The organism is Tateyamaria sp. Alg231-49, assembly GCF_900143535.1.
In the GTDB taxonomy this organism is placed as follows: Bacteria; Pseudomonadota; Alphaproteobacteria; order Rhodobacterales; family Rhodobacteraceae; genus Tateyamaria.
Window position 1 is genome coordinate 46,795 of sequence record NZ_FRFA01000007.1, and the last position, 24,794, is coordinate 71,588.

The window sequence follows — 24,794 nt, forward strand, 5'->3', positions numbered from 1 at the left end:
CCGCACAAGCCAGATTAGGAAAGACCGATGATCGGACTAGAACACTACCTCACTGTCGCGGCGACCTTGTTCGTCATTGGCATTTTCGGGCTGTTTTTGAACCGCAAGAACGTGATCATCCTGCTGATGAGCATCGAATTGATGCTCTTGGCAGTGAATATCAACCTTGTGGCGTTCTCATCTTTCCTCGGGGATTTGGTGGGGCAGGTGTTCACTTTGTTCGTTCTGACCGTCGCCGCTGCTGAGGCGGCGATTGGCTTGGCCATTCTGGTCTGTTTCTTCCGCAACCGTGGCACCATCGCGGTTGAAGACGTCAACGTGATGAAGGGCTAAGACATCATGGAAACTATCCTCCTCTTTGCCCCTCTTGTTGGCGCTCTACTGTGTGGGTTTGGCTGGCGCATCTTTGGTGAGGCTGCGGCCTGCTGGATTGCGACGGGCCTTTTGTTCCTGTCCGCCATCCTGTCGTGGATCACCTTCCTGACCTTTGACGGCACGACCGAAAGCATTCAGATTCTGCGTTGGATCGAAAGCGGTACCCTCAGTACAGATTGGGCCATTCGCCTTGATCGACTGACCTGCATCATGCTGATCGTGATCACGACGGTTTCAAGCCTCGTGCACCTTTATTCGTTTGGATACATGGCCCACGATCCTCAGTGGAAAGAGGGCGAAAGCTACAAACCCCGCTTCTTTGCCTATCTCAGCTTCTTCACCTTCACGATGTTGATGCTGGTGACAGCCGACAACCTTGTGCAGATGTTCTTTGGTTGGGAAGGGGTTGGCGTCGCCTCGTACCTCCTGATCGGGTTCTACTATCGCAAGCCCACTGCGAACGCCGCTGCGATCAAGGCTTTTGTGGTGAACCGCGTTGGTGACTTTGGGTTCCTGCTGGGCATCTTTAGCCTCTACTTCCTTGTCGACAGCATCCGTCTGGATGATATCTTTGCCGCCGCACCAACGCTGGCAGAGACGCAGTTGACCTTCCTGTGGTCCGAATGGAACGCGGCCAATCTGATCGCCTTCCTGCTGTTCATTGGTGCGATGGGAAAATCGGCGCAACTGTTCCTGCACACATGGTTGCCCGACGCGATGGAGGGGCCGACCCCTGTGTCTGCCCTGATCCACGCTGCGACCATGGTGACGGCAGGTGTGTTCCTTGTTTGCCGTATGTCCCCGCTGATGGAATTTGCGCCAGAGGCGATGATGTTTGTCACCTTCATTGGCGCCACCACTGCGTTCTTTGCAGCCACCGTGGGTTTGGTGCAGACCGACATCAAACGTGTGATCGCCTATTCGACCTGTTCACAGCTGGGCTATATGTTCGTGGCCGCAGGCGTCGGCATGTATTCGGCGGCGATGTTCCATCTGCTGACGCACGCGTTCTTCAAGGCGATGTTGTTCCTTGGGGCCGGATCAGTCATCCACGCAATGCACCACGAACAGGACATGACCAACTATGGCGGCCTGCGCAAAAAGATCCCCTATACCTTCATGGCGATGATGATCGGCACATTAGCCATCACCGGTGTGGGTATTCCAGTTTGGATCTTAACGCTGGGTGAAATTCCCATCGGCTTCGCGGGCTTCCAGTCCAAAGACGCCATCGTCGAAAGCGCCTATGCCGCTGGAACAGGGTACAGCTTTTGGATGCTGGTCATTGCGGCGCTGTTCACCAGTTTCTACAGCTGGCGTCTGATGTTCCTCACCTTCTACGGTGAGCCGCGCGGGGACAAGCACACCCACGATCACGCTCATGAAAGCCCAATGACAATGCTCGTCCCTCTGGGCGTGCTCAGCCTTGGCGCGATCTTTGCGGGCATGGTCTGGTACGGATCTTTCTTCGGACACGTGGACAAAGTCGCCAAGTTCTACGGCATCCCTTATGCCGAAGCGGGCGAAGATCATTCGGCCATCGTTACCCCACGCGATAAGGCGGCAGGGAAGAAAGACGGCGAACATCACTATGTGTTTGCGGGCGAGCCGGGGCAGGGCGCTCTTTACATGGCGCCTGACAACACGGTTCTGGATGACGCGCACAAGGTGCCGTATTGGGTTAAAACCTCGCCCTTTGCAGCGATGCTTCTGGGTTTCCTGACCGCCTATTGGTTCTACATCAAAAACCCCAGCCTGCCGGGTCGTCTGGCCGAAAACCAACGTCCGCTTTACCTGTTCCTCAAGAACAAGTGGTACTTTGACGAGCTGTATCACTACATCTTTATCGTTCCGGCGATGTGGATCGGTAAGCAGCTGTGGAAAAAGGGTGACGGCAAGGTCATTGACGGGTCGATCAACGGTGTGTCCATGGGGCTCGTGCCCTTTATCACCCGCCTCGCTGGCCGTGCGCAGTCCGGCTATATCTTTACCTATGCCTTCGCCATGGTGATCGGGATCGCGGTTCTGATCACGTGGATGACGCTCAGCGGAGGAGCGAACTGATGGACAACCTTCTTTCCATCGTAACCTTCTTGCCCGCGGTTGCGGCGTTCATCCTTGCGATTTTCCTGCGCGGTGATGATGAGGCGGCCAATCGCAATGCAAAGTGGGTGGCCATGGCCACCACCTCCATTACCTTCATCGTGTCATTGTTCATCCTTGTTGAGTTTGATCGCAACGACACCGGCTTTCAGTTCGTGGAAGAGGGCGCGTGGATCATGGGCCTGTCTTACAAGATGGGTGTGGACGGGATTTCGGTTCTGTTTGTGATGCTAACCACCTTCATGATGCCGCTGGTCATCGCAGCGTCGTGGAATGTGGAAACACGGGTCAAGGAATACATGATCGCGTTCCTGATGCTGGAAACGCTGATGCTTGGCGTATTCATGGCGCTGGATCTGGTGTTGTTCTACCTGTTCTTCGAGGCCGGGCTGATCCCAATGTTCCTGATCATCGGTATCTGGGGGGGGGCGAACCGGATCTATGCGTCGTTCAAGTTCTTCCTCTACACGTTCCTCGGCTCGGTTCTGATGCTGGTGGCAATGGTGGGGATGTATGCGGACGCGGGCACCACCGATATCGAACAGCTTCTGACACACAATTTTGACTTTGCCACGTTTGAGTTGCTGGGCATTCAGGTTGTTGGTGGCTTGCAGACGCTGCTGTTCCTTGCCTTCTTTGCGAGCTTTGCGGTCAAGATGCCGATGTGGCCTGTGCACACATGGCTACCGGATGCGCACGTACAGGCCCCGACGGCTGGCTCTGTCGTTCTGGCTGCGATCTTGTTGAAGCTGGGCGGCTACGGGTTCATCCGCTTTTCCTTGCCGATGTTCCCCGTTGGGGCTGAGGTGCTGACGCCGCTGGTCTTGTGGATGTCTGCGATTGCGGTTGTCTACACATCGCTCGTGGCACTGGTGCAAGAAGACATGAAGAAGCTGATTGCCTATTCGTCTGTGGCCCACATGGGTTTTGTCACTATGGGCATCTTTGCGGCCAACCAGCAGGGGGTTGATGGGGCCATCTTTCAGATGATCAGCCACGGCTTTATCTCGGGCGCACTCTTTTTGTGTGTTGGCGTGATCTATGACCGGATGCACACGCGGGACATCGACGCCTATGGCGGTCTTGCGAACCGGATGCCGGCCTACGCGATGATCTTCATGCTATTCACGATGGCCAACGTTGGCCTTCCGGGCACCTCGGGTTTTGTGGGTGAATTCCTGACGCTGATGGCGGTGTTCCAGGTCAACACATGGGTTGCGCTTGTCGCGACGTCTGGTGTGATCTTCTCTGCCGCTTATGCGCTCTGGCTCTATCGTCGGGTCGTGATGGGCGATCTGATCAAGGAAAGCCTCAAGTCGATCACCGATATGACACGGCGCGAGCGTGCGATCTTTGCCCCGCTGGTGGTGATGACGATCCTTCTGGGGGTCTACCCATCGCTGATCCTCGACATTACCGGGCCGTCAGTCGCGGCCCTGGTAAGCAACTACGACACGGCACTTGCGGCGGCTGAAGCTGCAACGCAGCTGGCTGCGAATTAAGGACTGAATTGATATGATCTCCGCTGATCTGAACATCATCCTACCTGAAATCCTGCTGGCCGTTTTTGCCATGCTCGGGCTGCTGGGCGCGGTATACTCGTCAAAAGACGGGCTGGCCTCGCCGCTGCTATGGGCGACGTCTGCGGTGTTTTTGGCCGTTGCCGCGTGGATCGGATTTACGGGCGAAGGAGTGAACATCGCCTTTAACGGCATGTTCGTCGATGACGCCTTTTCCCGCTTTGCCAAAGTGGCGATCCTTGTCTCTGCCGCTGCGGTCCTGTTGATGAGCGAAGCCTATATGTCGTCGCGCGGCATCTTGCGTTTTGAGTACCCTGTACTGGTCGTGTTGGCCGTGGTTGGCATGATGATGATGGTGTCTGCGGGCGATTTGATGGCGCTTTACATGGGGCTCGAGTTGCAGTCGCTGGCGCTCTACGTGGTCGCCTCATTGCGCCGGGACTCGGTAAAATCGACCGAAGCGGGCCTAAAGTACTTTGTGCTTGGCGCTTTGTCCTCTGGCTTGCTGCTTTATGGTGCGTCGTTGGTCTATGGCTATGCTGGCACAACGCTGTTCTCTGGCATCGTTCAAGTGGCCGAAGAGGGTGTTTCTCTGGGTCTATTGTTTGGCCTTGTGTTCCTCATGGCTGGCCTTGCCTTCAAAGTTTCTGCTGTGCCGTTCCATATGTGGACGCCTGATGTCTACGAAGGGTCGCCCACGCCGATCACAGCCTTCTTTGCGACAGCGCCAAAGGTTGCGGCGATGGCCCTGTTTGCACGCGTGATGCATGACGCCTTTGGCGGCGCAGTTGCAGACTGGCAGCAGATCATGGCCCTTTTGTCGGTCCTGTCCATGTTCCTTGGCGCCTTTGCGGCCATTGGGCAGACCAATATCAAACGACTGATGGCGTTTTCGTCTATCGCCCACATGGGATATGCACTGATGGGCTTGGCCGCTGGCACTGTTCTGGGTGTACAGGCGATGCTGGTCTATATGGCCATCTACGTCACCATGAATGTCGGCACCTTTGCGTTCATCCTGATGATGGAGAAAGACGGGCAACCCATCACCGACATCGGGTCACTGAACATGTATGCCAAGCGGGAACCCACCCGGGCACTGGCCATGCTGGTGCTGTTGTTCTCTCTGGCGGGTGTCCCGCCAATGCTGGGCTTTTTTGGCAAGCTGTACGTGCTGCGCGCGGCCTATGAGGCAGATTTGATCTGGCTGGCGGTTGCTGGCGTGATCGCGTCGGTCATCGGGGCCTACTACTACCTGCGCATCGTCTTCTTCATGTATTTCGGCGAAGAGCCAGAAGAAGGATTGAACGGCGGCAAATCAGTGATCCTGTCAGCAATGCTGCTCGGATCTGCGGCTGTGATGGTCTTTGGTATCGTCAACATGTTCGGGGTCGAAGGTGCGGCAGCGATGGCAGCACAGACACTGGTCAACTAAGCGCTTGGTGGCCGATTGACCCTTTGGGGGTGAAGCCTTGAATTCAAAGCCGGCAGGAACGCTTTGGCCCAGAGGATATGGGCGGATTGTGTTGTCCGCCGTGGATTCGACGCTAAGCGAAGCGGCGCGTATTGCGCCCGAGCTTGGCGGGCCGACTTGGATCATGGCATACGAACAGACAGCGGCGCGGGGCCGTCGTGGACGTGCTTGGGTGATGCCAACGGGGAACTTTGCAGCGACGCTGGTACTGCCACTGGCCGATGATCCGGGGCAGGCGGCATTGCGCTCTTTCGTCGTTTCACTCGCCTTGCATGAAGCTTTTGTAGCGGCAACGGGCCGTAGCGCCGCTTTTGCCCTGAAATGGCCCAACGACGTCTTGCTGAACGGAGGAAAGGTGGCTGGTATTCTTCTGGAAACGATCAGCACCGGGGCGCGAATGAGCCATTTGGCGATCGGCATTGGCGTGAACCTTGCAGCGGCACCTGATCTGGCAGAAGTTGAGGCTGGTGCAGTGCGCCCGGTCGCGGTGGCATCAGACCTTGGCGTGCGCATTGATCCGGTCGACTTTCTGGACCTGTTGGCCGCGTCCTATGCCCGTTTTGAGGATCAGTTTTCGCAGTACGGATTTGCCCCGATCCGCACGTCGTGGTTGGCGCACGCGGCCCGATTGGGCGAAAAGATCACTGCGCGCACAGTGCGGGACGAACATGTGGGCACGTTCAGGGATGTGGACGAGACCGGACAACTTGTTTTAGAGACGCAGGCAGGCCGCGTGACCATTCCTGCGGGCGACGTCTATTTCTGAAAGGGGCACATTATGCTCTTGGCCATTGACTGCGGCAACACCAACACTGTGTTTGCGATCTGGGACGGAGAAGCGTTCATCGGCACATGGCGCACCTCGACTGAGTGGCAGCGCACAGCCGATCAGTACTATGTCTGGCTGTCCACGCTGATGAAGTTTCAGCAGATTGACGTTGAGATTACGGATGTAATCGTGTCTTCCACCGTGCCGCGTGTGGTGTTTAACCTCCGCGTCTTTGCGGATCGCTACTTCAACACGCGGCCCATCGTGGTTGGTAAACCTGACTGTCTGTTGCCTGTGGATGTCCGGGTGGATGAGGGCACTCAAGTGGGTCCCGACCGGCTTGTAAACACCGTCGCCGGATACGATCTGTTCGGCGGTGATCTGATTATGGTGGACTTTGGGACAGCCACCACCTTTGACGTGGTCGACAGCGACGGGGCCTACATCGGCGGGGTGATTTCGCCGGGTGTGAACCTGTCGCTTGAGGCGTTGCACAATGCCGCCGCCGCACTACCCCATGTAGACATCACCAAGCCACAAGCCGTGATCGGCACCAACACAGTCGCCTGTATGCAGTCTGGCGTGTTTTGGGGTTACGTCGGCCTTGTGCGTGAGATATGTGCCCGAATTAAAGCGGAACGCGCCCGCGACATGCGCGTCATCTCAACAGGGGGGCTGGCACCGCTTTTTCAGCAGTCAGAAGCCCTGTTTGACCACTTTATCGACGATTTGACGATGCATGGCCTGACGGTCATCCATCGCTATAACAAGGAAAATAACTGACAAAATGAGCAGTGAACGATTGATCTACCTGCCCCTCGGAGGGGCGGGTGAAATAGGCATGAACGCCTATGTGTATGGCTATGGTGCCCCTGAACAAGAACGGCTGATTGTGGTTGATCTGGGCGTGGCCTTTCCGGATATGGACGGATCACCCGGTGTGGACCTGATCCTGCCGGACATCGCCTGGCTGGCGGAACGGCGTGACCGGATTGACGGGGTGTTCATCACCCACGCGCACGAAGACCATGTTGGCGCGGTCTCTCACACCTATGAACAGCTTGGTGCGCCAATCTATGCGCGCCCCTTCACGGCCAACATCGCACGGCGCAAGATGGTCGAGCGTGGGCATCCGGATGATGCAGTGACAGTTGTGGCCGGATGGCCTGATCAGGTCGAGGCTGGCCCCTTCAAGGTTGGCTTTTTGCCCATGTCCCACTCTATCCCTGAAAGTGCGGCGCTGGTCATTGATACGCCCGAGGGACGTGTGATCCACTCTGGCGATTTCAAGCTAGATGAGACGCCATTGGTGGGTGAACCTTTTGATCCTGACCTTTGGGCTGAGGTGTCCAAGGATGGGGTGAAGGCGCTGATCTGTGACAGTACCAATGTCTTTTCTCCTAATCCCGGTCGTTCTGAGGCCAGCGTTGGGCCAGAGATTGAAAAGCTGGTACGCGCCCATGACACAGGCATCGTGGTCGCCACGACCTTTGCTTCCAACGTCGCACGGGTCAAAACGCTGGCCGAAGCAGGGGACCGTGCAGGCCGTTCGATCGTTCTGTTGGGGCGTGCGATGCGCCGGATGATCGAAGCCTCAATTGAAACGGGCGTGCTCAAGGACTTTCCGTCTGTGATCAGCCCCGAGGACGCGCGCAACATCCCGCGTGAAAACCTGATGCTGCTGGTCACCGGATCCCAAGGGGAACGGCGCGCGGCGTCAGCTCAACTGGCCAATGGCAAGTATATGGGGTTGGAGCTGAAAGAGGGCGACCTGTTCCTGTTCTCGTCCAAAACCATTCCCGGCAATGAACGGGGCGTGATCCGCATCATGAACCAGCTGAGCGAAAAGGGTGTGGATGTGGTCGACGACTCGTCTGGCCTTTACCACGTTTCCGGCCACGCCAACCGGCCTGATCTGGAACGCTTGCAAGAGATCGTGAACCCGCAGGTGGTTGTGCCGATGCACGGTGAACACCGGCATTTGCGTGAGCATGTGAAACTGACCGAGGGCAAAGGGCGCACAGGCGTTCTGGCCGTAAACGGGATGATGATCGAGCTGTCTGGCAATGCACCGCGCGTGGTTGAGTATATCGAGACCGGACGGACTTATCTGGATGGCTCTGTTCAAATCGGTGCTTTGGACGGCGTCGTACGCGACCGCATTCGCATGGCTTTGAATGGACATGTGACGGTGACACTGATCTTGGATGAAGAAGACGAACCGCTCGGTGATCCTTGGTGCGAGACTATGGGTATTGCGGAAACGGGTCGTAGCAAAGCGGCTGTGGTCGAGGTGCTGGAGGCGGACCTGAGCCAGTTCCTCGGGCGCGCTGATGCAAAGACGTTGCGGGACGATTCCAATCTGGAAGAGGCTTTGCGCCGTGTCGTGCGCAAAACGGCGCAGGACGAGATTGGCAAGAAGCCTGAGGTGACAGTGGTGATCAGCCGGATGCACTGAAGCGGGCTGTGATTGAACGGAAAAAAGGCGGGCCTCTGGCCCGCCTTTTTGCGTCTTTGCAGTTGCGTAAGCGAGTTAGCTTACGCGGCGCTCTTCAAAGCTGAGTTCGATGAAGCTGGGCGTGTGATCGCCAAGACCTACGACCTTGTTGCCGCCACGGTCCTCGCGGTTTGATGACCGGTTGCGGCCCGAAGACGATCCTCGGCCACGCCCACGGCCCGATGTGCGCTCAGGTTCAGCTTCTGTGACTGTCTCGGTTGCTGCTTCGACTGGTGCTTCTGCTTCAGGCTGCGTTTCTTCGACTTTTGGCGCGTCGGCTTTCGGTGCATCAGCCTTGGGTTTGCGCGGGGCGCGTGTGCGTTTTGGTTTTTCTGCCTTCATCGCGTCGTCTGCTTCAGCGTCGGCCGCTGGGGCAGGGGTGCCGAGTGGATTGTCGATCCGTGGAATTTCCTTTTGGATCAACCGCTCGATATCCTCGAAATTCTTTTCGTCACGCGGCACGCAGATCATCATCGCTTTGCCATCGCGACCAGCGCGTCCTGTGCGACCGATCCGGTGAACGTAGTCTTCGGCGTGGCTTGGCACATCGAAGTTGAACACGTGACTGACGGATGGCACGTCAAGTCCACGTGCAGCGACGTCTGAAGCGACGAGGAACCGCAGTTCTCCGTTGCGGAAGCCATCGAGTGTGCGTGTGCGTTGCGACTGGTCCAGATCACCGTGAATCGGCGCCGCGTCATATCCGTATTTTTTCAGCGACTTGGCGACGATATCCACGTCTGTCTTGCGATTGCAGAAGATGATTGCGTTTGTGCACTTCTCACCTTCGGAATCGATCAACATGCGCAACACTTTGCGCTTTTCACTGGCTTCTCGGTCCCGGCGCGATCCTTTGAACATGACCACGCCCTGCTCAATCGTCTCGGACGCTGTGGCCTGACGGGCCACTTCGATCCGTTCGGGATTGGAGAGGAACGTATTGGTGATCCGCTCAATCTCGGGGGCCATGGTGGCAGAGAAGAACAGCGTCTGACGGGTAAACGGCGTGAGGCCAAAGATGCGTTCGATATCCGGGATAAAGCCCATGTCGAGCATGCGGTCAGCTTCGTCCACAACCATGACTTTAACGTCATTAAGGATCAGCTTGCCACGTTCGAAATGGTCCAAAAGGCGGCCCGGCGTTGCAATCAGAACATCCACGCCCTTGTCGATCAGGGTATCCTGTTCTTTGAAGCTGACGCCGCCGATCAGCAATGCTTTGCTGAGCTTTACGTACTTGGAATAGGTGTCGAAATTTTCGGCCACTTGTGCGGCCAATTCGCGTGTCGGGCACAAAACCAAGCTGCGCGGCATACGCGCACGTGCGCGACCACGGGCCAGTTGTGTGATGAGGGGCAGGGTGAAGCTGGCGGTTTTGCCGGTTCCCGTCTGGGCGATCCCCAGAACATCGCGCCCTTCAAGTGCGGGTGGAATCGCACCTTCCTGAATAGGCGTGGGGGTTTCGTAACCGGCCTCTTCTACAGCTTTGAGGACCTTGGGGCTAAGGTTGAGATCAGAAAATTTGGTCATGTATGTCCGTAAGTTGCGGACACTGACTTGGCCCGCTGCGTATCATGATGTCGACCCGAATGGCCCAGAGTGGAGGCACCTTGCCCCGACATGCTGAGCGTCCATAGCAAAGGCGGTCGCGCAGGTCAAACGGCATTGCTTTCAGAACGTTACGTCCGGGAAGTGCCGCACCATCGGACTTTCATAGTCCAAAGGCACAATGCGCAGCAGGTCATGCGCCGACAGGCGGGCGCGCAAATCGGGGCTGTCACCGATCACTTCATCGTAAAAGGCGCGCAAACCTGCCTCGCCCTCGTCAGTCTCGATCTCGCGGAACAGATCATGCAAGGACAGACCACCCCGTTCCGGTGGGGTCGCAGGCTTTAGGTCGGCTCTGTATGATCCTCGTTCATGGCGATACCGAAAGGACGCTTGCCAGTCTTCCCACGACTTTGCATGGCAATGGGCCAGATCGACTTGGCTGATCTCGGTTGCGTTTGGGAGCATCGCATCACCCTGAAAGGCGTTGTGAATTTTGAACGTAATGTCATCCAAGCCGCTGCGAACAAATAGTTTTCCGGCAACATGGCTTAGGAAGCCGCCTGTAAGATGGGCGCCAAATCGGGGATAGATTTGGGTGACCACGCTGCGGCGCTGTCCATTGGCTGGCACGAAGGCTTTGTACGCATTCACACTGCCACCCAGCACTTCCATCGGGCGCACCCGGGCCGAGGTGACATTGGAAGGCACGGTGTCCAAAACCTGCGCCACCGGTTGTTGTGCAACAAGGAATTCATCAACGTCGATATGGATCAGCCAATCGACCTCAGTCCGCCGCTGATAGGCGTGGGTTGCATTGAGGGTTTGGCGCACTTGATGCTTGTGTGGGCGCTTGCCCGCCAAACGCTTCCAATGGCCTTCATCACAGGTCTGCACCCGGATTTTCGAATGTGCTTTTAATGCCTCAAAAGCCGTTGGATTTTCGTCATCAAGATAGATGAACAGACGATGGGCACCCTGATCGAGATGATAGGCCGCAAAGCGCAGAATGTCGGCAGCAGGCGCTCGGATCGTGGCGGCAAGGCCCCAGGTGGTCACGGGCTAGCCCTCCAGCTTGCCAAAATAGCGCGCAACCTTGGTGTCCAGATCAAGTGTGCGCGTGATCAGCATGTCATGGGCGGCCAAGACGTCAAGCCGTTCGGGGGCCGCGCTGCACAGTTCCGTGTGAAACGCGCGCAGCGCATCCGGGTCCGGATCGTCCATCAGAACGCGGATCAGATTGCCCAACTTGTTCAGCTTTCCTTTGCGGTCGTGATAGCTTCCCTTTTCGAGGCGATAGGCCATATGTTTCTGAAATGTCTCGAAATCCGGTGCATGTGCATGGCCCAGATCAAGCCCATCGATCTGTGCGCCGCCGCCTACGATCTGCCCCTTGTAACGCAAGGCATGGATGCCGAGGCGGACGTCACTAAACCCGCAACGCGCGATCACTTTGGGGCTTTGTGTGCCGATGAAACCTCCGGACACATGTGCCCCATAAGTCGGATAAATCTGACGCTTGATTGTTTTGTGAGCAGGGCGTTTGAAATGATGGGGGTCGCCTGCGCTGTTTAGCATCTCGACGGGTTGCATCGCCACAAAGGGCCCATTGGGATCAACTTGCGCCAACAGGTCGCTCATGCGGGCAGGGGCCAGCACGAACTCATCCAAATCGATATGTGCAAGCCAGTCGAGTTGAGTGATGCGGTAGATGCGGGTGGCGTTATAGGTCTGCCGCATCTGATGCGTGCTGCGCGCGCGGCTTGGTTTGCCGTCCCAATAGGCGTCATCGCACTGTGTGAACCGCACTTTTGGATGTGAGAGACGTGTCGCAAGTTCCTGATCCGGGACGTCCAGATGGAGATGGACCCGGTTGGCTCCCAGATCGAGGTGAAAGGCGATGAAACGCGCGATCTGGCGCATGGATCCCTTGACCGTCGACACAATCCCCCAACGCAACTTGTCCGGATCGGTCTGGACAGGTTGCGGTACGGGAAGGGTCACATGGGCCAATGGTTCAGACCATCATTTCCTTGGTCGCTGTCAACGTCACGTCCGGGTAGTCGCGCGCCACGCGGTCGATGTCCCATTGCAAACGGGTGAGATAAACGATGTCTCCGTCGTGATCATAGCTGATGTGTTGTTTGTTGCTTTCCACAAATTTATCAATGGCTTGCTGTGCGCCATTCACCCAGCGGGCCGATGTGAATTGCGAGGCTTCAAACCGCACAGGCAGTCCGTATTCCAGTTCGATCCGGCTGGCCAATACCTCGAATTGCAAGGCCCCTACGACACCGACGATAAAGCCTGACCCGATGGATGGCTTGAACACCTTGGCGGCTCCTTCTTCTGCAAACTGCATGAGAGCTTTTTCGAGGTGTTTCGATTTCAGCGGATCGCCTGCGCGCACGCCCTGCAGCAGTTCAGGGGCGAAGGAAGGGATGCCCGTGACCCGCAACGCTTCGCCTTCGGTCAGCGTGTCACCAATGCGCAATTGTCCGTGGTTCGGAATGCCCATGATGTCGCCGGCCCACGCCTCTTCGGCCAGTTCGCGGTCAGAGGCCAGAAACATCACCGGGTTGCTGATGGCCATCGGCTTTTTGGTACGTACATGGGTCAGCTTCATGCCGCGTTTGAAATGCCCGGAGGCCATCCGCACAAAGGCGACGCGGTCGCGGTGCTTGGGGTCCATATTGGCCTGCACTTTGAAGACAAACCCAGAAACCTTTGTTTCTTCGGGTAAAATGTGGCGGGGTTCAGCCGATTGAATCTGTGGCTGTGGGCCATAGGTGGCGATGCCGTCCATCAGTTCCTTGACGCCAAAAGAGTTAATGGCGGAACCGAACCAGATCGGAGTGAGCGACCCTTCAAGCATGGCAGCCGGATCAAGCGGTGGTAGCAATTCACGCGCCATTTCAAGCTCTTCCCGCAGAGTATTCAACTGATCCTCGGGCACGTACTCAGCCAGCTTGGGATCGTCGAGCCCGTTGATCTCAACGCTTTCGGCAACCTTGTTCCGATCGGCCCGGTCCATCAATTCGAGGCGGTCGCGCAGGATGTCGTAACAGCCGATAAAGTCGCGTCCGACCCCGATGGGCCAGCTGGCAGGCGTCACGTCAATCGCCAGATTTTCTTGAATTTCGTCAATGATCTCAAAGGTGTCACGGCTTTCCCGATCCATCTTGTTACAGAAGGTCAGGATCGGCAGGTCGCGCATGCGGCAGACCTCGAACAGCTTTTGCGTCTGTGACTCGACCCCTTTGGCACCGTCAATCACCATGATGGCCGCATCTACTGCAGTGAGGGTTCGATAGGTGTCCTCGGAAAAGTCGGAGTGGCCGGGTGTGTCCACCAGATTGAAGCGGAAGGTATTGTGCTTGTTGGTGAAATCAAAAGACATGGCGGAGGCTGAGACCGAGATCCCCCGGTCCTTTTCCATCGCCATAAAGTCAGATCGCGTGCGCCGCGCCTCGCCCTTGGCGCGCACCTGTCCAGCCATCTGGATGGCACCCCCAAAGAGCAGGAATTTTTCCGTCAGCGTCGTCTTACCCGCATCCGGGTGCGAGATGATCGCGAAGGTCCGGCGACGGGCAATTTCGGGGGGGAGGTCTGGGCGATTATCGAGCATGCGCGGTCTATATCGGCGGTGTGATGGGGGGGCAAGCGGGCGTTGAAACCGCAGTGCACCAAACGTGCGCCGAGAGTGCACAACTTTGGTGCACGTTCGCGGAGACTGCTGCCAGAAACTGACAGGACTGCCTGACACAACTGCGCCATCAACCCGAAAGGAAAACGATCATGACACTGAATGAAATTGCAAACGCACTTGTCGCTGGTTGCCGCAGCGGAGACACCAAACCGAACCTTGACCGTTTGTATTCTGCGGATGCGGTTTCGGTCGAGCCCGTGGATTATGGCGATGGCCGTGCCGCACAAGGTCTGGACGCGATCAAGGGCAAGCACGATTGGTGGGATAGTACATTTGAGGTGCTGGGTGGTTCGATTTCAGGTCCGATGCCACACGGCGACGACCGTTTTGCTGTGATCTTTGAGTTGCAGACCAAGAACAAGGAAACGGGTGCCGTCGAAGACATGAAAGAGGTTGGGGTGTACCACGTCGCCGATGGCAAGATCACGCGGGAAGAGTTTTTCTATGCATCCTGAGCGCGAAAGCGGGTCGGGGGCTTGACTAACGTAGAGAGGCCCGGCGCAGCAATTCTGCTGCGTCGGGTCGATCAAGCAGCGCCTCTGTTACATCCAGCCCCGAAAGCCCGGCGCTTGAATGAGTGCTTAATTGCGCGCTCACGTCATCGGGAACGGATGATTTGGTGCGCGTATTGATCAGCATGGATTCGGCGGCGATCCCCTCGGCATAGATGATCTGATGGCTGTCAAAGAGCAGTTCGAAATAGTCGACAAAGCCGCCATCCTGCACAATCACCGACTCGCCGTTCACCAAATGTCGTGCTTTGACCAGCAGTTCTGAGCGGCCCGCGCCCAAGCGATCCTTGCGCTGGTAGATGAACAGGCGGTGGTCAGGGGAGACGATCAGATCGCGTTCATTGTTCAGCGCGCCTGCCCGAATACAGACCGGGGCAAAATCACCGACTGCCCGCACTGTGCTTTGCCCCACCCATCGCACGGGTTGCGCCCCGTCATTGCGGGTCAGGACGCGGTCGCCGACAACAAGCGCTTCGATCGGTTTCTGAGCGCCAGATGCCAGCGTGATATGCGTGCCACGGGTAAAGCGTGCGCATGTCATTTGGGCAAATTTGGTCACCGCGTCGCTACGATCCATACCCACGAGGGCGTAAGGTGCGCGCGGGCTGAGCCGTGCCAGTGGCAAAAGGTAGACTTGGGCGATGTCACCCTCTGGGTCTGTTTCCACCAATACGATGGCGTCCGTGATTTGTCCGTCCGGTGACATCAGCGTTATCGTGCAGTCCAGATGCACTTCGGCGCCCGTCTGGCCTAGGTCACTATGGGCTGCCACGTTCAGGTGGGCAGCGGTTGTGGCTTGCAGCGTCAATCGCTGGGGAATAGCGTCAGCGCCCAGCACATATACGTCGTCGAGCATCAGGTCGTCCGCATGGGACAGGGGATCGCCCAGATTGGCACCCTGGCGGACGCGAAAACCCTCGGCCTGAAAGACGGGCAGGTTTTGCGTTGGGCCGATCGCTGGTCCACTTTTCGGGGCGGTCATCATGCTTGGGTCTTGTTGGTTGTTTTGGACAGCGTACACTAGAATTGTGGCGTGCCTTGGTCAACGCAGCGGTGTTTTACTGGCGCATCTGTGAGCGCCGCGTTACCAGTTGGCCGGACACATATGGGGAGACGACTTGTGGATTTAGGAATTTCGGGCAAACGGGCGGTGGTATGCGCATCGTCAAAAGGTCTTGGTTTGGGTTGTGCAGAAGCGTTGGCGCAGGCGGGTGTGAACCTTGTTATGAACGCGCGCGGTGTCGATGCGCTGGAGGCATCGGCAGAGGCGATTTCGGCGGCCTATGGCGTTAAGGTGACCACGGTGGCCGCAGACGTGACCACGGCAAACGGGCAGGCGGCCCTGATTGAGGCCGCGGGCGATGCCGACATCTTGGTCAACAATGCAGGTGGTCCGCCCCCGGGCATGTGGACCGACTGGGACCGCGACGATTTTATTGCGGCACTGGATGCCAATATGCTGGCCCCCATCGCGCTCATCAAAGCGCTGGTGCCGGGCATGATGGATCGTGGTTGGGGCCGGGTGGTCAACATCACCTCGCAATCGGTAAAAGCGCCGATCCCAGTGCTGGGCCTGTCGAATGCAGCGCGCACCGGGTTGACCGGTTATGTGGCTGGCACCTCTCGTCAGGTGGCCGGGTCTGGTGTGACCATCAACAACCTGCTGCCGGGCATTCACGCCACGGCGCGTGCAGATGCTTTGGATGGCGGAGTGGTCGCCGCACAAGGTATCACGCTGGAAGAGGCGCGCGCAAACCGTGCAGCCACCATCCCGGCGGGTCGCTATGGCACACGCGAAGAATTCGGGGCAGCCTGTGCTTTCCTGTGTTCAAAACACGCTGGCTTCATTGTTGGTCAGAACCTGTTGCTGGACGGTGGGGCGACGGTGGCAACCATCTGATGGCCAAGGCGCCACCTACGTTTTCATTGAAGGATCAGTTGTTTAACGCGGGGTCTTTAGGTGATCTGGCGGATGAGTTCGCCACCGGAGTGCCGGGGTTTGATCGCGATGCCTTTCTTGCGGCCGCCCTGTCTGGGATCGCTGAACGGTCTTTGCTGGAGTGTCTGGACTGGTTTGCGGATTGTGCGGAGCCATATCTGGCTACGGATTTTCCGGCCATGGCAGAGCAACTGGAGGCGGCGATGCCGCCCCCACTTGATCCATCCCTGCGCGATGACGACTTTGGTCGTTTCATTCACGCGGTGCCGGGCATTCTTGCGGTCCGCCATGGGCTGGAGGCGCATCGTGACCGTGCCCTTGATCTCCTGTGGGCGGCCACGCAGCGGTTTTCGATGGAATTCTATATCCGCGCGTTCCTTAACCGCCGGCCTGACGAGACCCTCGCGCGCCTGAAGCAATGGGCCGAGGACGACAATTACCATGTGCGCCGTCTGGTCAGTGAGGGCACACGCCCCAAACTGCCCTGGGCGCGCAAGGTAGATGTGACACCGGCACAGGCCTTGCCCTTGCTGGATCGGTTGCAGAGAGATCCGACACGGTTTGTTACCCGTTCCGTCGCCAATCACCTCAACGATCTGGCCAAGAGTGATCCTGACGCTGTTCTGGCCCGTCTTGAGGCGTGGGAGGTGGAGGCGACGCAAGCCCCCGATGAACGCGCGTGGATGCGTCGCCATGCCTTGCGCACCTTGATCAAGGATGGCCATCCGGGCGCGATGGCGATGCTGGGCTATGCGCAGGATGCACCGGTTGAGGTGTCTTTGGATATGCGCACCCCTCAGGTCACGTTGGGGGAGGCGTTGGCGTTCGACGTGACCTTGCACGCGGATCAGGACGTGCCAGCGCTTGTGGATTATCGCATCCGCTTTGCTCGGCCCGGTGGGAAGAGCGCGGAAAAGGTGTTTAAGCTGAAGGTCGGGCAGGTGCGCAGGGGCAAGCCGTTGGTTTTGAAGAAGCTGCATAAGCTGAAGGCCAATGCGACCACATTTGAACTGCATCGCGGCGTGCATGGGGTGGTTGTGCAGGTGAACGGGGTGGACCGGGCAGAAGGCACTTTTGAGATTGTGTGAAGTCACCGTGCTGGTCTGTTTGCCATTGGCAAATGCGCCCACCCGCCGACCCATCCAAATCCATCTTGGGCTCACTCAGACAAAGGGCAACCTGAGATCAGGTGCTTGCGGCAGGTGCGGCACCCTGATACCTCCCGACTGTTTTTATCGGGAATGGACATCCACACGTGACTGACACTGCCCCTCCACGGCTTGAAATCCGCGACATGGTGCGCAGTTTTAGTGGCCGCCGCGTGGTGGACGGGGTCAGCCTGTCCATTCAGCCGGGGCAGGTGACGTGCCTGTTGGGGCCGTCAGGCTGCGGCAAGTCGACGACGTTGCGCATGATTGCCGGTGTCGAGATGCAGGATTCGGGCGAGATCTATGTAGATGGAGCCCTGATTTGCGACACGAAGTTTCGTGTTCCGCCAGAACGGCGGGCCATTGGCCTGATGTTTCAGGATTTTGCCTTGTTTCCGCATCTGAGCGTCGCGGGCAACGTGGCTTATGGATTGAGTGGGTCCAAGGCCGAAAAGCGTGTCCGTGTTGAAGAGATGCTCAAACGGGTCCGCATGGAGCGCTTTATTGATATGTATCCCCACCAGTTGTCAGGGGGGGAGCAGCAGCGCATTGCGCTGGCCCGTGCACTGGCACCGCGCCCGCGTATCATGCTGATGGATGAACCGTTTTCAGGTCTCGACAACCGGTTGCGCGATGGCATTCGCGATGAGACGCTCGCGATCCTCAAGGAAGAGGACACGGCCGTCTTGCTGGTCACGCACGAGCCGGATGAAGCGATGCGCATGGCGGATGAGATCGCGTTGATGCGCGACGGACGCATCGTTCAGCAGGGTGCACCTTACAACGTTTACACTCGACCTGTGGATCGCGCATCCGTTGCATTCTTCAGTGATGCCAATCGGTTGCGCGCCACAGTTGAAGGCGCGTTGGCAATGACCCCCTTTGGCCGATTTCTCGCCCCCGGTGTGCCGGATGGAACGGATGTGGATATCGTGTTTCGCCCGCAGCACGTGAAAATCGACTTTGATCGTGCCGGCGTCGGCCCCGGGCCAACGGCCACCGATGGAACGGCGGCGCGTGCCACAGTACAGCGCGCGCGGTTTATGGGCAACGAGAGCCTTGTGGAGTTTCGGCTGGATCACGACGGTGCGATCATCAAGGTCACCGTACCCGGCGTGTTCCTGCCACAGGCAGACACCGTGATGTGGCTGCGCATTCGGCGCGACAAGTGTTTTGTCTTTCAATCCGAGGAGGGGGGCTGATGGGACCCATGATCGTGGAATTTGGCCTTGGCACATCCCTGCGCCGTGGCGACTACACGCAGGCGGCGGAACGCGCGGTGCGCGCTGCCCTGTGGCGCAACTCGATCAATCTGGCCGAGTATATTGGCGTCGCCAAAGAGGACATGGTGATTGAGGTGCGTATTGGCTGCGCGCAGCCTGATGCGGTGGATGTCGATGTTCTGGCTTCTGCGTTTCCCTATGGGCAGACCTCGTTCGTCGTGGAAAAGGGCGGCTTGGATGTGGTGCGACCAGAAGGCACCGGGAACCCTACGGTTATGGCGCAGGCAGCGCTGATCGTGTCGGTGGATGCCTCTGAGCGCCCCTTGGGGGCGACATGAGCGAGCAGCGTTTAATTATCGAAATGGCCCAAGGGGTCGACCTGCACGGACGCGATGACACCAAGGCGGCGCGGCGCGCGGTCGAGCAGGCCTTGCAGGGCGCATCCTTGCCGATTTTCGGCACTTTGGCTGTGGATCGCGAGACAATGCGCGTTGTGGTGCATATCGGGGTGCCGCGACCTGAGAGTGTCGATGTGGATGTGATCGCGGGCTTGTTGCCTTACGGGACGGTCGAGGTGGTCGTTGAGGCCGGTGGTCTGGATGTGCCCGTTGCGGGTGAGGTGCATGTGATGGCGGTGGCTGCGCTTGAGGTGTTCTTACCGGTTTCTTGAACGGCCGCTCTTAGCTCAGTGTCGGGTGCCACTGGGCAGGTCACAAGTGCAAAGCAAAACGTGGAATGCTGGGTTTTGCTAAATCAACCAAGGTTATTTAAAGGCCCCGCGACACGCGGGGCCTTTTCATCATTTTGGTTCGGCCAGTTAACCAGAAGCGAAGCTGGAGCCGCGTTCGACGCTCGTCATCTTCATTGGAAGCTCTTCTGAGGCTTGATCACGGATCTCATCGATGCGTGATTGAGCGGCCTGTCCAGCAGCCGCGTCCGCGTATTTCGTTACAACAACAAAACTCAAATCACCTGTTCTAATCATATCTACACTTTGTGCGCCCAGTGCCTTTACCATCGGTACATATTTGTCGCGGGCCAAAGCTTCCATTTCGTCGGTCCATTCGGTCGCAGCCCAGTGCGAGACGGAGTAGTAAGACATTTGTAGATCCTCCCAGTTTAGAAGCCTCACTTTGAAACTTCAGGGCCTATTTGTCGCACAGTTTCAATATTCGCCCTAGAATAATGACTCTTTGGGAAAGTCAGCCTGTTCCGCGTCGCCGGTATTGGAGCCAGTTTACCGCAGGTCTATGTCTTCTCCGTTTGGTGTGTTGCTCGTGACCAGTCACGTCCTTGAAACTTTGGTATCGAAAGCCCTATGCATTGATTTGAGATACCTCACAGGTTCGGATCATAGTCACTCAGCCGCTTGCCGGGCTCGTCAACGAACATTTCTGGCAATGCCTCGGCCGACTGGATCAGGTCCACGCGGAACACACGGAAATCATTGCGTAATTCGCACCACGCCGTCAGCGTCCAGACCCGTCCCCAATACTCCATATGCAGCGGGCGGATGGTGCGTGTACTGATCCGGTCGCCTTTGGAATGGTAGGTCAGTCGCAGTTTTTGCCGGGCCCGGATGGCAGCGCGCAGGGTCGGCATTTGGGAGAACCCACGCACCGCGTCCGCAAACGGATAGACTGCGAATTTCCACTTGTCTGCATCTGTGATCGTGCGTTCCGGCAGCACGGCGTCGATCTTGTCTGCGAGGCTTTGGGCGGCAGACTTTAGCGTCTCATCGGCGGCTTCGGCCACAATGGCCATGCCGAGATTGAGCGCCTCCAGTTCTTCGGTTGTGAGGGTGAGGGGGGGCAGGCTGATCGCTTCGGTGATCATGTAGCCCACACCCCGTTCCCCCTGCACAGGCACGCCGGAGGCCACCAGCGTGTCCATGTCGCGGTAGATGGTGCGCACCGACACCTCACAGACCTCAGCGATACCCTGCGCGGTGTGCAATTTGCCGTCGCGCAGGATCTGGATGATGTCAAAGAGGCGGTCGGTGCGGCGCATGTTACTCCTGTTTCAGTTGGATGGGCGCGTGGCGCATGTCCATGCCGTCGGGCGAGATCATGGACATGAAAGGCTGCGCCTCCGGTTGTTCAAACTTCTGGGCGGCAGCGGTCTTGGCAGCCCCGAACGACGCCCAGGTGATGTGGTCCGTCCACAGACCTGTCTCATCGACGGACAGGGTGCGTTTGATCATGGCGCCGGTGCTGCGCAGGAACGGGCCCATATCATCTGCGGCAGCGATAAAAGCGGCGGGGTCTGTGCCTTCGACCAGGCGGAATGTCACGACTTCTGCGACAGGGTTTATAGTACCTGATCCTTCGCCTGCTGCGGCTTGGGCAATGGTGGCGGCGAAGAGGGTGGTCATTATGGTGCGCATCGATGTCTCCTGTCGTTCGAGCGGTGATACGCTGGGGTTAGACCTGTCCAACTGACATTAACCTGTCAGTTGAGTTCAGGCCAGACGGATTTTTTGCGATTTTGCCGCGCACATCACCGCCAAAGCCGCTGTGATGACTGGTCGTTGTCGCGCGTCGCCCATATCAAGCTGGGCAACAGGCGACGTGTGTCGCGCGAACAGGGAGACTTTGAAATGCTGAACAATATTGGTTTGCCGGGCATCCTGCTGATTGCAGTTGTGGTTCTGGTTCTTTTTGGCCGGGGCAAGATTTCGAGCCTGATGGGCGAAGTGGGCAAAGGCATCACCAGCTTCAAGAAGGGCATCAATGATGGCCAGAAAGAACTGGAAGAGGAAGCTGCGGCAGAGGCCAAGGACATCACACCTGAGGCGGAAGACGTCGCGGTGAAGTCCGAAAAAGACAAGGCCTAAGCCATGTTCGACCTCGGCTGGACCGAGATGCTGGTGGTCGGGATCGTCGCGTTGATCGTGATCGGCCCCAAGGATCTGCCCGTGCTGTTTCGCAATGTCGGCCGTTGGGTTGGCAAGGCCAAGGGTATGGCGCGTGAGTTTTCCTCTGCCATGAATCAGGCAGCGGACGAGGCGGGCGTGAAAGACATCCAAAAGTCGATCAAGACGGCGAGTAACCCAATGGGTGCTGCGATGGACGGGGTGAAAGATGCGGCCAAGGACGTGACCTCGGCCCTGAACAACCTCGATCCAGAGAGCGAGACCGGCAAGATGGCTGCCGACAAGGCAGAGCGCGCTGAAAACGCACGAAAAATTCAAGCGGCAACCGCGCGTGCCCAAGCCGAGCGCAAGGCAAAAGAAGCTGCCGACGCCCTACAGAAGGCGGAAGAGTTGGAGGCTGCGGCACCCAGCGAGGCGAAAGAAGAGAGCAAAGATGGCTGACACGTCCGACGTTGATGACAGCACCGCGCCGCTGATCGAGCATCTGGCCGAACTGCGCACGCGCCTGATCCGTTCGGTCATCGCGTTTTTGATCGGTATCATTCTGGCCTTTGCTGTGGCCGAACCGATCCTGCAATTCCTGCTTGGGCCAATTGAAGAGACCTTGCGCGACCTCGGCGATCCGTCTCCGACGATGCAGTATACCTCGCCTCAAGAGTACCTGTTCACGCTGTTCCGCATCTCGATGGTGTTCGGATTTGCACTCGCGTTTCCTGTGATTGGCTTTCAGATGTGGCGCTTTGTGGCGCCGGGCCTGTATCGGCAGGAAAAGAACGCGTTTCTACCGTTTCTGATTGCCTCGCCACTGATGTTTTTCCTTGGCGCATCGTTCGCACATTTCGTTGTGACTCCACTGGCTATGGCCTTTTTCCTTGGCTTTGCTGATGTGCCGTCGATCATTGCCGGGCTCATGAACGGATTTGTCAGCCCCGACGTTGTGCCGGATGTGGCCGTGCCGGTGGCCCCAGAGACGAGCGAAGGCATTCGTATCACTTTCTTTGGGAAGGTGAACGAAAGCCTTGATATCACGTTGAAATTCATCATGGCCTTTGGCCTGTGCTTTCAGCTGCCCGTCCTTTTGACCCTGATGGGCAAGGCGGGTCTTGTCAGTGCCGAAGGCCTTGGGAATGTGCGCAAGTACGCAATGGTCGGCATTCTGGTGTTGGCCGCGCTTGTGACGCCCCCAGACGTGATCACCCAAGGCATTTTGTTCACGGTGGTCTACGGCCTTTATGAAATCTCCATCTTCCTCGTTGCCCGCGTTGAGAAAAAGCGCGAGGCCAAGCTGCGCGCCGAGGGTTACTATGACGACGAGGATGACGAGGACGATGTGACTGAGGACGACGCGAAGCCATGATTGACGATCCTATGGACCGCATCGCGGCGGCGCTTGAGAGGATGTCTCCTGCGCCGATGGCAGCACCCGACTTTGAGGCCAGCAGTGCATTTGTCTGGGGTACGGAGCCGGACCGCCTGGAGCCTGTGGCACAGGTGTCCCGGATCCCGCTGGAGCTGCTGCTGGGGGTTGAGAGGTCACGAGATACGCTGCTGGCCAACACCCGCCAGTTTGCCAAAGGTCTGCCAGCGAACAATGCTCTTTTGTGGGGTGCGCGCGGTATGGGAAAATCCAGCCTTGTCAAAGCGATACATGGCGCCCTTGAAGCAGAATTTCCGCAATTGAAGATTGTAGAACTGCACCGCGAAGACCTGCCGTCCGTGGGCCGTTTGCTGGCCGTGATGCGGCAGGCAGAGCAGGCGCGCTTTGTGCTTTATTGCGACGACCTCAGCTTTTCCCACGACGATCAGCACTATAAATCCCTCAAGGCGGTGCTGGACGGCGGGATCGAAGGCCGTCCGGATAACGTGATCCTTTATGCCACGTCAAACCGCCGCCACCTGATGCCACGCGACATGATCGAGAACGAGCGCGGAAGTGCGATCAACCCGTCCGAGGCCGTTGAAGAAAAGGTGTCTCTGTCGGACCGCTTTGGGCTTTGGTTGGGCTTCCATGCCTGTGATCAGGACCAGTACCTTGCAATGATCCGTGGGTACTGCGCGGCCTATGGCGTCGAGATTGACGACGACACCCTGTGGGCCGAAGCGATCGAGTGGCAGGCCACACGCGGGTCGCGGTCGGGCAGGGTCGCATGGCAGTTTTTCTGTGATCTGGCTGGGCGACGAGGTGTAAGCCTTTTGGCCTGATCAACGGTCAACGCGGTGTCGCGATGCCGTGTTTTACAGTCCAGGCGGCTTTCAGCTTGAAATCTACCCAGAAAAGAAAGATCCCCGCAAAATTGCGGGGTTCAACTCTGTGGCTCCAAACGAATTGCAAAGCCCTTCGCTTATACAGCTGATCCAGCCTTAGGCACGTGCAACATCCGTGCACGAGAACGGCAGATCAGTGCTGCCCGCCACTTTAGGTTTAGCCTGAAATGCCGTCATTGCACTTGCGTGCTTCTTCAACAGCTGCGCTAACACCTGACAAATCGACCTTGATGGGTTGCTTTGACTTTTTCGGGAATGCAGTCAGTGTGCCTTCCTGCATGATGGCGTTGACCATGTTGTCGTCTTTGATTTTGAAGTAAGCGCCCTTGTAGTCGCCACGCAGTTCTTTGCTCTTCATACCGCGCGCGCGGCCGTCGAAAACAAAACCGTTCACGTCGATTTCGACTTTTTGGCGGTTTTTGATATCAACATCAGCCAATGTGAACACACCGATGTAGGCATGCTTCTTGTTTTTTGTCAGGCCGATCTGGATCGCATGTCCAAAGTCGTCAGTACGCTCAATCAGGCATGCTTCACGCTCGGCGTCGACAAAGATGTTCCATCCTTCAACGGGTGATCCGTAGACTGCGAATCCATCTGCCGCGCCCGGAATTGGATCTGCGGCTTGTGCTGGTACTGCAAAGCTCAGAGCTGCAATACATGCGCTGGCGGTGATTTTCATAAAGTTCATTTTGGTCTCTCTTTCAATTTTTAGTTAGAGAACGGCGCAGGCTGGCTCTCAAGGCTTTGACTCTTGACCGCCTAGCGAAGCCCCACGGCGCCATAAATAGTAAGGTTGCGGCAGGATCACCTGCCGATTGAAAGCGTGTTCGCCGT

At 57.6% G+C, this 24,794-nt stretch carries 26 protein-coding genes; 17 read left to right on the plus strand and 9 right to left on the minus strand.

Annotated elements, in window-relative coordinates:
* Window positions 1-27: 27 nt before the first annotated feature.
* From nuoK to DHN60_RS12250, 7 genes are read left to right on the plus strand one after another with little or no spacing between them, the layout of a single operon-like run.
* Window positions 28-333, plus strand: coding sequence for an NADH-quinone oxidoreductase subunit NuoK (nuoK, locus tag DHN60_RS12220; protein WP_008553673.1), 306 nt, complete (start codon window positions 28-30; stop codon window positions 331-333).
* A 6-nt stretch (window positions 334-339) separates the two neighbouring features.
* Window positions 340-2,439, plus strand: a complete 2,100-nt coding sequence (nuoL, locus tag DHN60_RS12225; RefSeq protein ID WP_108837606.1) for an NADH-quinone oxidoreductase subunit L — start codon at window positions 340-342, stop codon at window positions 2,437-2,439.
* Window positions 2,439-3,980 carry an NADH-quinone oxidoreductase subunit M gene (locus DHN60_RS12230; RefSeq protein WP_108837607.1) on the plus strand — a complete coding sequence of 514 codons (1,542 nt, stop codon included), beginning with the start codon at window positions 2,439-2,441 and terminating at the stop codon, window positions 3,978-3,980. Before nuoL ends, DHN60_RS12230 begins: the two co-directional genes overlap by 1 nt.
* Window positions 3,981-3,993: 13 nt before the next feature.
* The gene (gene nuoN, locus DHN60_RS12235; RefSeq protein ID WP_108837608.1) at window positions 3,994-5,433 is read left to right on the plus strand and encodes an NADH-quinone oxidoreductase subunit NuoN; all 1,440 of its coding nucleotides are present in this window, start codon (window positions 3,994-3,996) and stop codon (window positions 5,431-5,433) included.
* Between the two features lie 37 nt (window positions 5,434-5,470).
* Complete coding sequence (locus DHN60_RS12240) at window positions 5,471-6,238, plus strand: biotin--[acetyl-CoA-carboxylase] ligase (RefSeq protein WP_108837609.1); 768 nt, start codon at window positions 5,471-5,473, stop codon at window positions 6,236-6,238.
* A 12-nt stretch (window positions 6,239-6,250) separates the two neighbouring features.
* A complete protein-coding gene (locus DHN60_RS12245; protein WP_108837610.1) occupies window positions 6,251-7,024 on the plus strand; it encodes a type III pantothenate kinase in 774 nt (257 codons plus the stop codon).
* A 4-nt stretch (window positions 7,025-7,028) separates the two neighbouring features.
* Window positions 7,029-8,699, plus strand: coding sequence for a ribonuclease J (locus DHN60_RS12250; RefSeq protein WP_108837611.1), 1,671 nt, complete (start codon window positions 7,029-7,031; stop codon window positions 8,697-8,699).
* A gap of 75 nt (window positions 8,700-8,774) precedes the next feature.
* Here the strand turns inward: DHN60_RS12250 and DHN60_RS12255 are convergent, their stop codons facing one another.
* The 4 genes from DHN60_RS12255 to DHN60_RS12270 form a co-directional block, all read right to left on the minus strand.
* Window positions 8,775-10,268, minus strand: coding sequence for a DEAD/DEAH box helicase (locus DHN60_RS12255; protein ID WP_108837612.1), 1,494 nt, complete (start codon window positions 10,266-10,268; stop codon window positions 8,775-8,777).
* Window positions 10,269-10,409: 141 nt separating this feature from the next.
* Window positions 10,410-11,345: a glycosyltransferase family 2 protein gene (locus DHN60_RS12260; RefSeq protein WP_108837613.1), complete on the minus strand. Its 936-nt coding sequence runs from the start codon at window positions 11,343-11,345 to the stop codon at window positions 10,410-10,412.
* Window positions 11,346-11,348: 3 nt separating this feature from the next.
* Window positions 11,349-12,290 carry a glycosyltransferase family 2 protein gene (locus DHN60_RS12265; RefSeq protein ID WP_159089203.1) on the minus strand — a complete coding sequence of 314 codons (942 nt, stop codon included), beginning with the start codon at window positions 12,288-12,290 and terminating at the stop codon, window positions 11,349-11,351.
* A gap of 13 nt (window positions 12,291-12,303) precedes the next feature.
* Window positions 12,304-13,914, minus strand: coding sequence for a peptide chain release factor 3 (locus DHN60_RS12270; RefSeq protein WP_108837615.1), 1,611 nt, complete (start codon window positions 13,912-13,914; stop codon window positions 12,304-12,306).
* A gap of 170 nt (window positions 13,915-14,084) precedes the next feature.
* On the opposite strand from DHN60_RS12270, the gene DHN60_RS12275 reads away from it, so the two are divergent.
* Window positions 14,085-14,450, plus strand: a complete 366-nt coding sequence (locus DHN60_RS12275) for a nuclear transport factor 2 family protein (protein ID WP_108837616.1) — start codon at window positions 14,085-14,087, stop codon at window positions 14,448-14,450.
* A 25-nt stretch (window positions 14,451-14,475) separates the two neighbouring features.
* Here DHN60_RS12275 and DHN60_RS12280 read toward each other — a convergent pair whose 3' ends face one another.
* Entirely contained in the window at window positions 14,476-15,489 is a 1,014-nt protein-coding gene (locus DHN60_RS12280; RefSeq protein WP_108837802.1) for a Hint domain-containing protein, read from the minus strand.
* Between the two features lie 138 nt (window positions 15,490-15,627).
* On the opposite strand from DHN60_RS12280, the gene DHN60_RS12285 reads away from it, so the two are divergent.
* The 5 genes from DHN60_RS12285 (at window position 15,628) to DHN60_RS12305 (ending at window position 19,487) form a co-directional block, all read left to right on the plus strand.
* On the plus strand, window positions 15,628-16,407 hold the full coding sequence (locus DHN60_RS12285; protein WP_108837617.1) for an SDR family oxidoreductase: 780 nt from the start codon (window positions 15,628-15,630) through the stop codon (window positions 16,405-16,407).
* Complete coding sequence (locus DHN60_RS12290; protein WP_108837618.1) at window positions 16,407-17,534, plus strand: DNA alkylation repair protein; 1,128 nt, start codon at window positions 16,407-16,409, stop codon at window positions 17,532-17,534. Before DHN60_RS12285 ends, DHN60_RS12290 begins: the two co-directional genes overlap by 1 nt.
* A gap of 206 nt (window positions 17,535-17,740) precedes the next feature.
* Window positions 17,741-18,796, plus strand: a complete 1,056-nt coding sequence (locus DHN60_RS12295) for an ABC transporter ATP-binding protein (RefSeq protein WP_108837803.1) — start codon at window positions 17,741-17,743, stop codon at window positions 18,794-18,796.
* The gene (locus DHN60_RS12300) at window positions 18,796-19,155 is read left to right on the plus strand and encodes a Lin0512 family protein (protein ID WP_108837619.1); all 360 of its coding nucleotides are present in this window, start codon (window positions 18,796-18,798) and stop codon (window positions 19,153-19,155) included. Before DHN60_RS12295 ends, DHN60_RS12300 begins: the two co-directional genes overlap by 1 nt.
* Complete coding sequence (locus tag DHN60_RS12305) at window positions 19,152-19,487, plus strand: Lin0512 family protein (protein WP_108837620.1); 336 nt, start codon at window positions 19,152-19,154, stop codon at window positions 19,485-19,487. The genes DHN60_RS12300 and DHN60_RS12305 overlap by 4 nt, the downstream gene beginning before the upstream one ends.
* Before the next feature lie 147 nt (window positions 19,488-19,634).
* On the opposite strand, the gene DHN60_RS12310 is transcribed toward DHN60_RS12305, so the two are convergent.
* The 3 genes from DHN60_RS12310 to DHN60_RS12320 all read right to left on the minus strand — a co-directional run bounded on the left by DHN60_RS12310 (window position 19,635) and on the right by DHN60_RS12320 (window position 21,203).
* Window positions 19,635-19,919: a hypothetical protein gene (locus tag DHN60_RS12310; protein WP_108837621.1), complete on the minus strand. Its 285-nt coding sequence runs from the start codon at window positions 19,917-19,919 to the stop codon at window positions 19,635-19,637.
* 236 nt (window positions 19,920-20,155) lie between these two features.
* Window positions 20,156-20,827 carry a YafY family protein gene (locus tag DHN60_RS12315; protein WP_108837622.1) on the minus strand — a complete coding sequence of 224 codons (672 nt, stop codon included), beginning with the start codon at window positions 20,825-20,827 and terminating at the stop codon, window positions 20,156-20,158.
* A 1-nt stretch (window position 20,828) separates the two neighbouring features.
* Entirely contained in the window at window positions 20,829-21,203 is a 375-nt protein-coding gene (locus tag DHN60_RS12320; RefSeq protein ID WP_234423628.1) for a hypothetical protein, read from the minus strand.
* 213 nt (window positions 21,204-21,416) lie between these two features.
* Here DHN60_RS12320 and DHN60_RS12325 point away from each other — a divergent pair, with 213 nt between their 5' ends.
* The 4 genes from DHN60_RS12325 to DHN60_RS12340 are packed head-to-tail and all read left to right on the plus strand — an operon-like array spanning window position 21,417 to window position 23,894.
* A complete protein-coding gene (locus DHN60_RS12325; protein ID WP_108837805.1) occupies window positions 21,417-21,653 on the plus strand; it encodes a twin-arginine translocase TatA/TatE family subunit in 237 nt (78 codons plus the stop codon).
* 3 nt (window positions 21,654-21,656) lie between these two features.
* Complete coding sequence (gene tatB / locus DHN60_RS12330) at window positions 21,657-22,133, plus strand: Sec-independent protein translocase protein TatB (RefSeq protein WP_108837623.1); 477 nt, start codon at window positions 21,657-21,659, stop codon at window positions 22,131-22,133.
* On the plus strand, window positions 22,126-23,049 hold the full coding sequence (locus tag DHN60_RS12335) for a twin-arginine translocase subunit TatC (RefSeq protein ID WP_108837624.1): 924 nt from the start codon (window positions 22,126-22,128) through the stop codon (window positions 23,047-23,049). Before tatB ends, DHN60_RS12335 begins: the two co-directional genes overlap by 8 nt.
* The gene (locus DHN60_RS12340; RefSeq protein WP_108837625.1) at window positions 23,046-23,894 is read left to right on the plus strand and encodes an ATP-binding protein; all 849 of its coding nucleotides are present in this window, start codon (window positions 23,046-23,048) and stop codon (window positions 23,892-23,894) included. The genes DHN60_RS12335 and DHN60_RS12340 overlap by 4 nt, the downstream gene beginning before the upstream one ends.
* A 220-nt stretch (window positions 23,895-24,114) precedes the next feature.
* Here the strand turns inward: DHN60_RS12340 and DHN60_RS12345 are convergent, their stop codons facing one another.
* Window positions 24,115-24,648 carry a hypothetical protein gene (locus DHN60_RS12345; RefSeq protein WP_108837626.1) on the minus strand — a complete coding sequence of 178 codons (534 nt, stop codon included), beginning with the start codon at window positions 24,646-24,648 and terminating at the stop codon, window positions 24,115-24,117.
* Between the last annotated feature and the right edge of the window lie 146 nt (window positions 24,649-24,794).

Excerpts from the sequence above, each read along its gene's own strand:
- nuoK (WP_008553673.1), top strand. The coding sequence starts at position 28 with ATGATCGGACTAGAACACTACCTCACTGTCGCGGCGACCTTGTTCGTC.
- nuoL (WP_108837606.1), top strand. The coding sequence starts at position 340 with ATGGAAACTATCCTCCTCTTTGCCCCTCTTGTTGGCGCTCTACTGTGT.
- DHN60_RS12230 (WP_108837607.1), top strand. The coding sequence starts at position 2,439 with ATGGACAACCTTCTTTCCATCGTAACCTTCTTGCCCGCGGTTGCGGCG.
- nuoN (WP_108837608.1), top strand. The coding sequence starts at position 3,994 with ATGATCTCCGCTGATCTGAACATCATCCTACCTGAAATCCTGCTGGCC.
- DHN60_RS12245 (WP_108837610.1), top strand. The coding sequence starts at position 6,251 with ATGCTCTTGGCCATTGACTGCGGCAACACCAACACTGTGTTTGCGATC.
- DHN60_RS12250 (WP_108837611.1), top strand. The coding sequence starts at position 7,029 with ATGAGCAGTGAACGATTGATCTACCTGCCCCTCGGAGGGGCGGGTGAA.
- DHN60_RS12255 (WP_108837612.1), bottom strand. The coding sequence starts at position 10,268 with ATGACCAAATTTTCTGATCTCAACCTTAGCCCCAAGGTCCTCAAAGCT.
- DHN60_RS12270 (WP_108837615.1), bottom strand. The coding sequence starts at position 13,914 with ATGCTCGATAATCGCCCAGACCTCCCCCCCGAAATTGCCCGTCGCCGG.
- DHN60_RS12275 (WP_108837616.1), top strand. The coding sequence starts at position 14,085 with ATGACACTGAATGAAATTGCAAACGCACTTGTCGCTGGTTGCCGCAGC.
- DHN60_RS12280 (WP_108837802.1), bottom strand. The coding sequence starts at position 15,489 with ATGACCGCCCCGAAAAGTGGACCAGCGATCGGCCCAACGCAAAACCTG.
- DHN60_RS12290 (WP_108837618.1), top strand. The coding sequence starts at position 16,407 with ATGGCCAAGGCGCCACCTACGTTTTCATTGAAGGATCAGTTGTTTAAC.
- DHN60_RS12295 (WP_108837803.1), top strand. The coding sequence starts at position 17,741 with ATGGTGCGCAGTTTTAGTGGCCGCCGCGTGGTGGACGGGGTCAGCCTG.
- DHN60_RS12300 (WP_108837619.1), top strand. The coding sequence starts at position 18,796 with ATGGGACCCATGATCGTGGAATTTGGCCTTGGCACATCCCTGCGCCGT.
- DHN60_RS12305 (WP_108837620.1), top strand. The coding sequence starts at position 19,152 with ATGAGCGAGCAGCGTTTAATTATCGAAATGGCCCAAGGGGTCGACCTG.
- DHN60_RS12310 (WP_108837621.1), bottom strand. The coding sequence starts at position 19,919 with ATGTCTTACTACTCCGTCTCGCACTGGGCTGCGACCGAATGGACCGAC.
- DHN60_RS12315 (WP_108837622.1), bottom strand. The coding sequence starts at position 20,827 with ATGCGCCGCACCGACCGCCTCTTTGACATCATCCAGATCCTGCGCGAC.
- DHN60_RS12320 (WP_234423628.1), bottom strand. The coding sequence starts at position 21,203 with ATGCGCACCATAATGACCACCCTCTTCGCCGCCACCATTGCCCAAGCC.
- DHN60_RS12325 (WP_108837805.1), top strand. The coding sequence starts at position 21,417 with ATGCTGAACAATATTGGTTTGCCGGGCATCCTGCTGATTGCAGTTGTG.
- tatB (WP_108837623.1), top strand. The coding sequence starts at position 21,657 with ATGTTCGACCTCGGCTGGACCGAGATGCTGGTGGTCGGGATCGTCGCG.
- DHN60_RS12335 (WP_108837624.1), top strand. The coding sequence starts at position 22,126 with ATGGCTGACACGTCCGACGTTGATGACAGCACCGCGCCGCTGATCGAG.
- DHN60_RS12340 (WP_108837625.1), top strand. The coding sequence starts at position 23,046 with ATGATTGACGATCCTATGGACCGCATCGCGGCGGCGCTTGAGAGGATG.
- DHN60_RS12345 (WP_108837626.1), bottom strand. The coding sequence starts at position 24,648 with ATGAACTTTATGAAAATCACCGCCAGCGCATGTATTGCAGCTCTGAGC.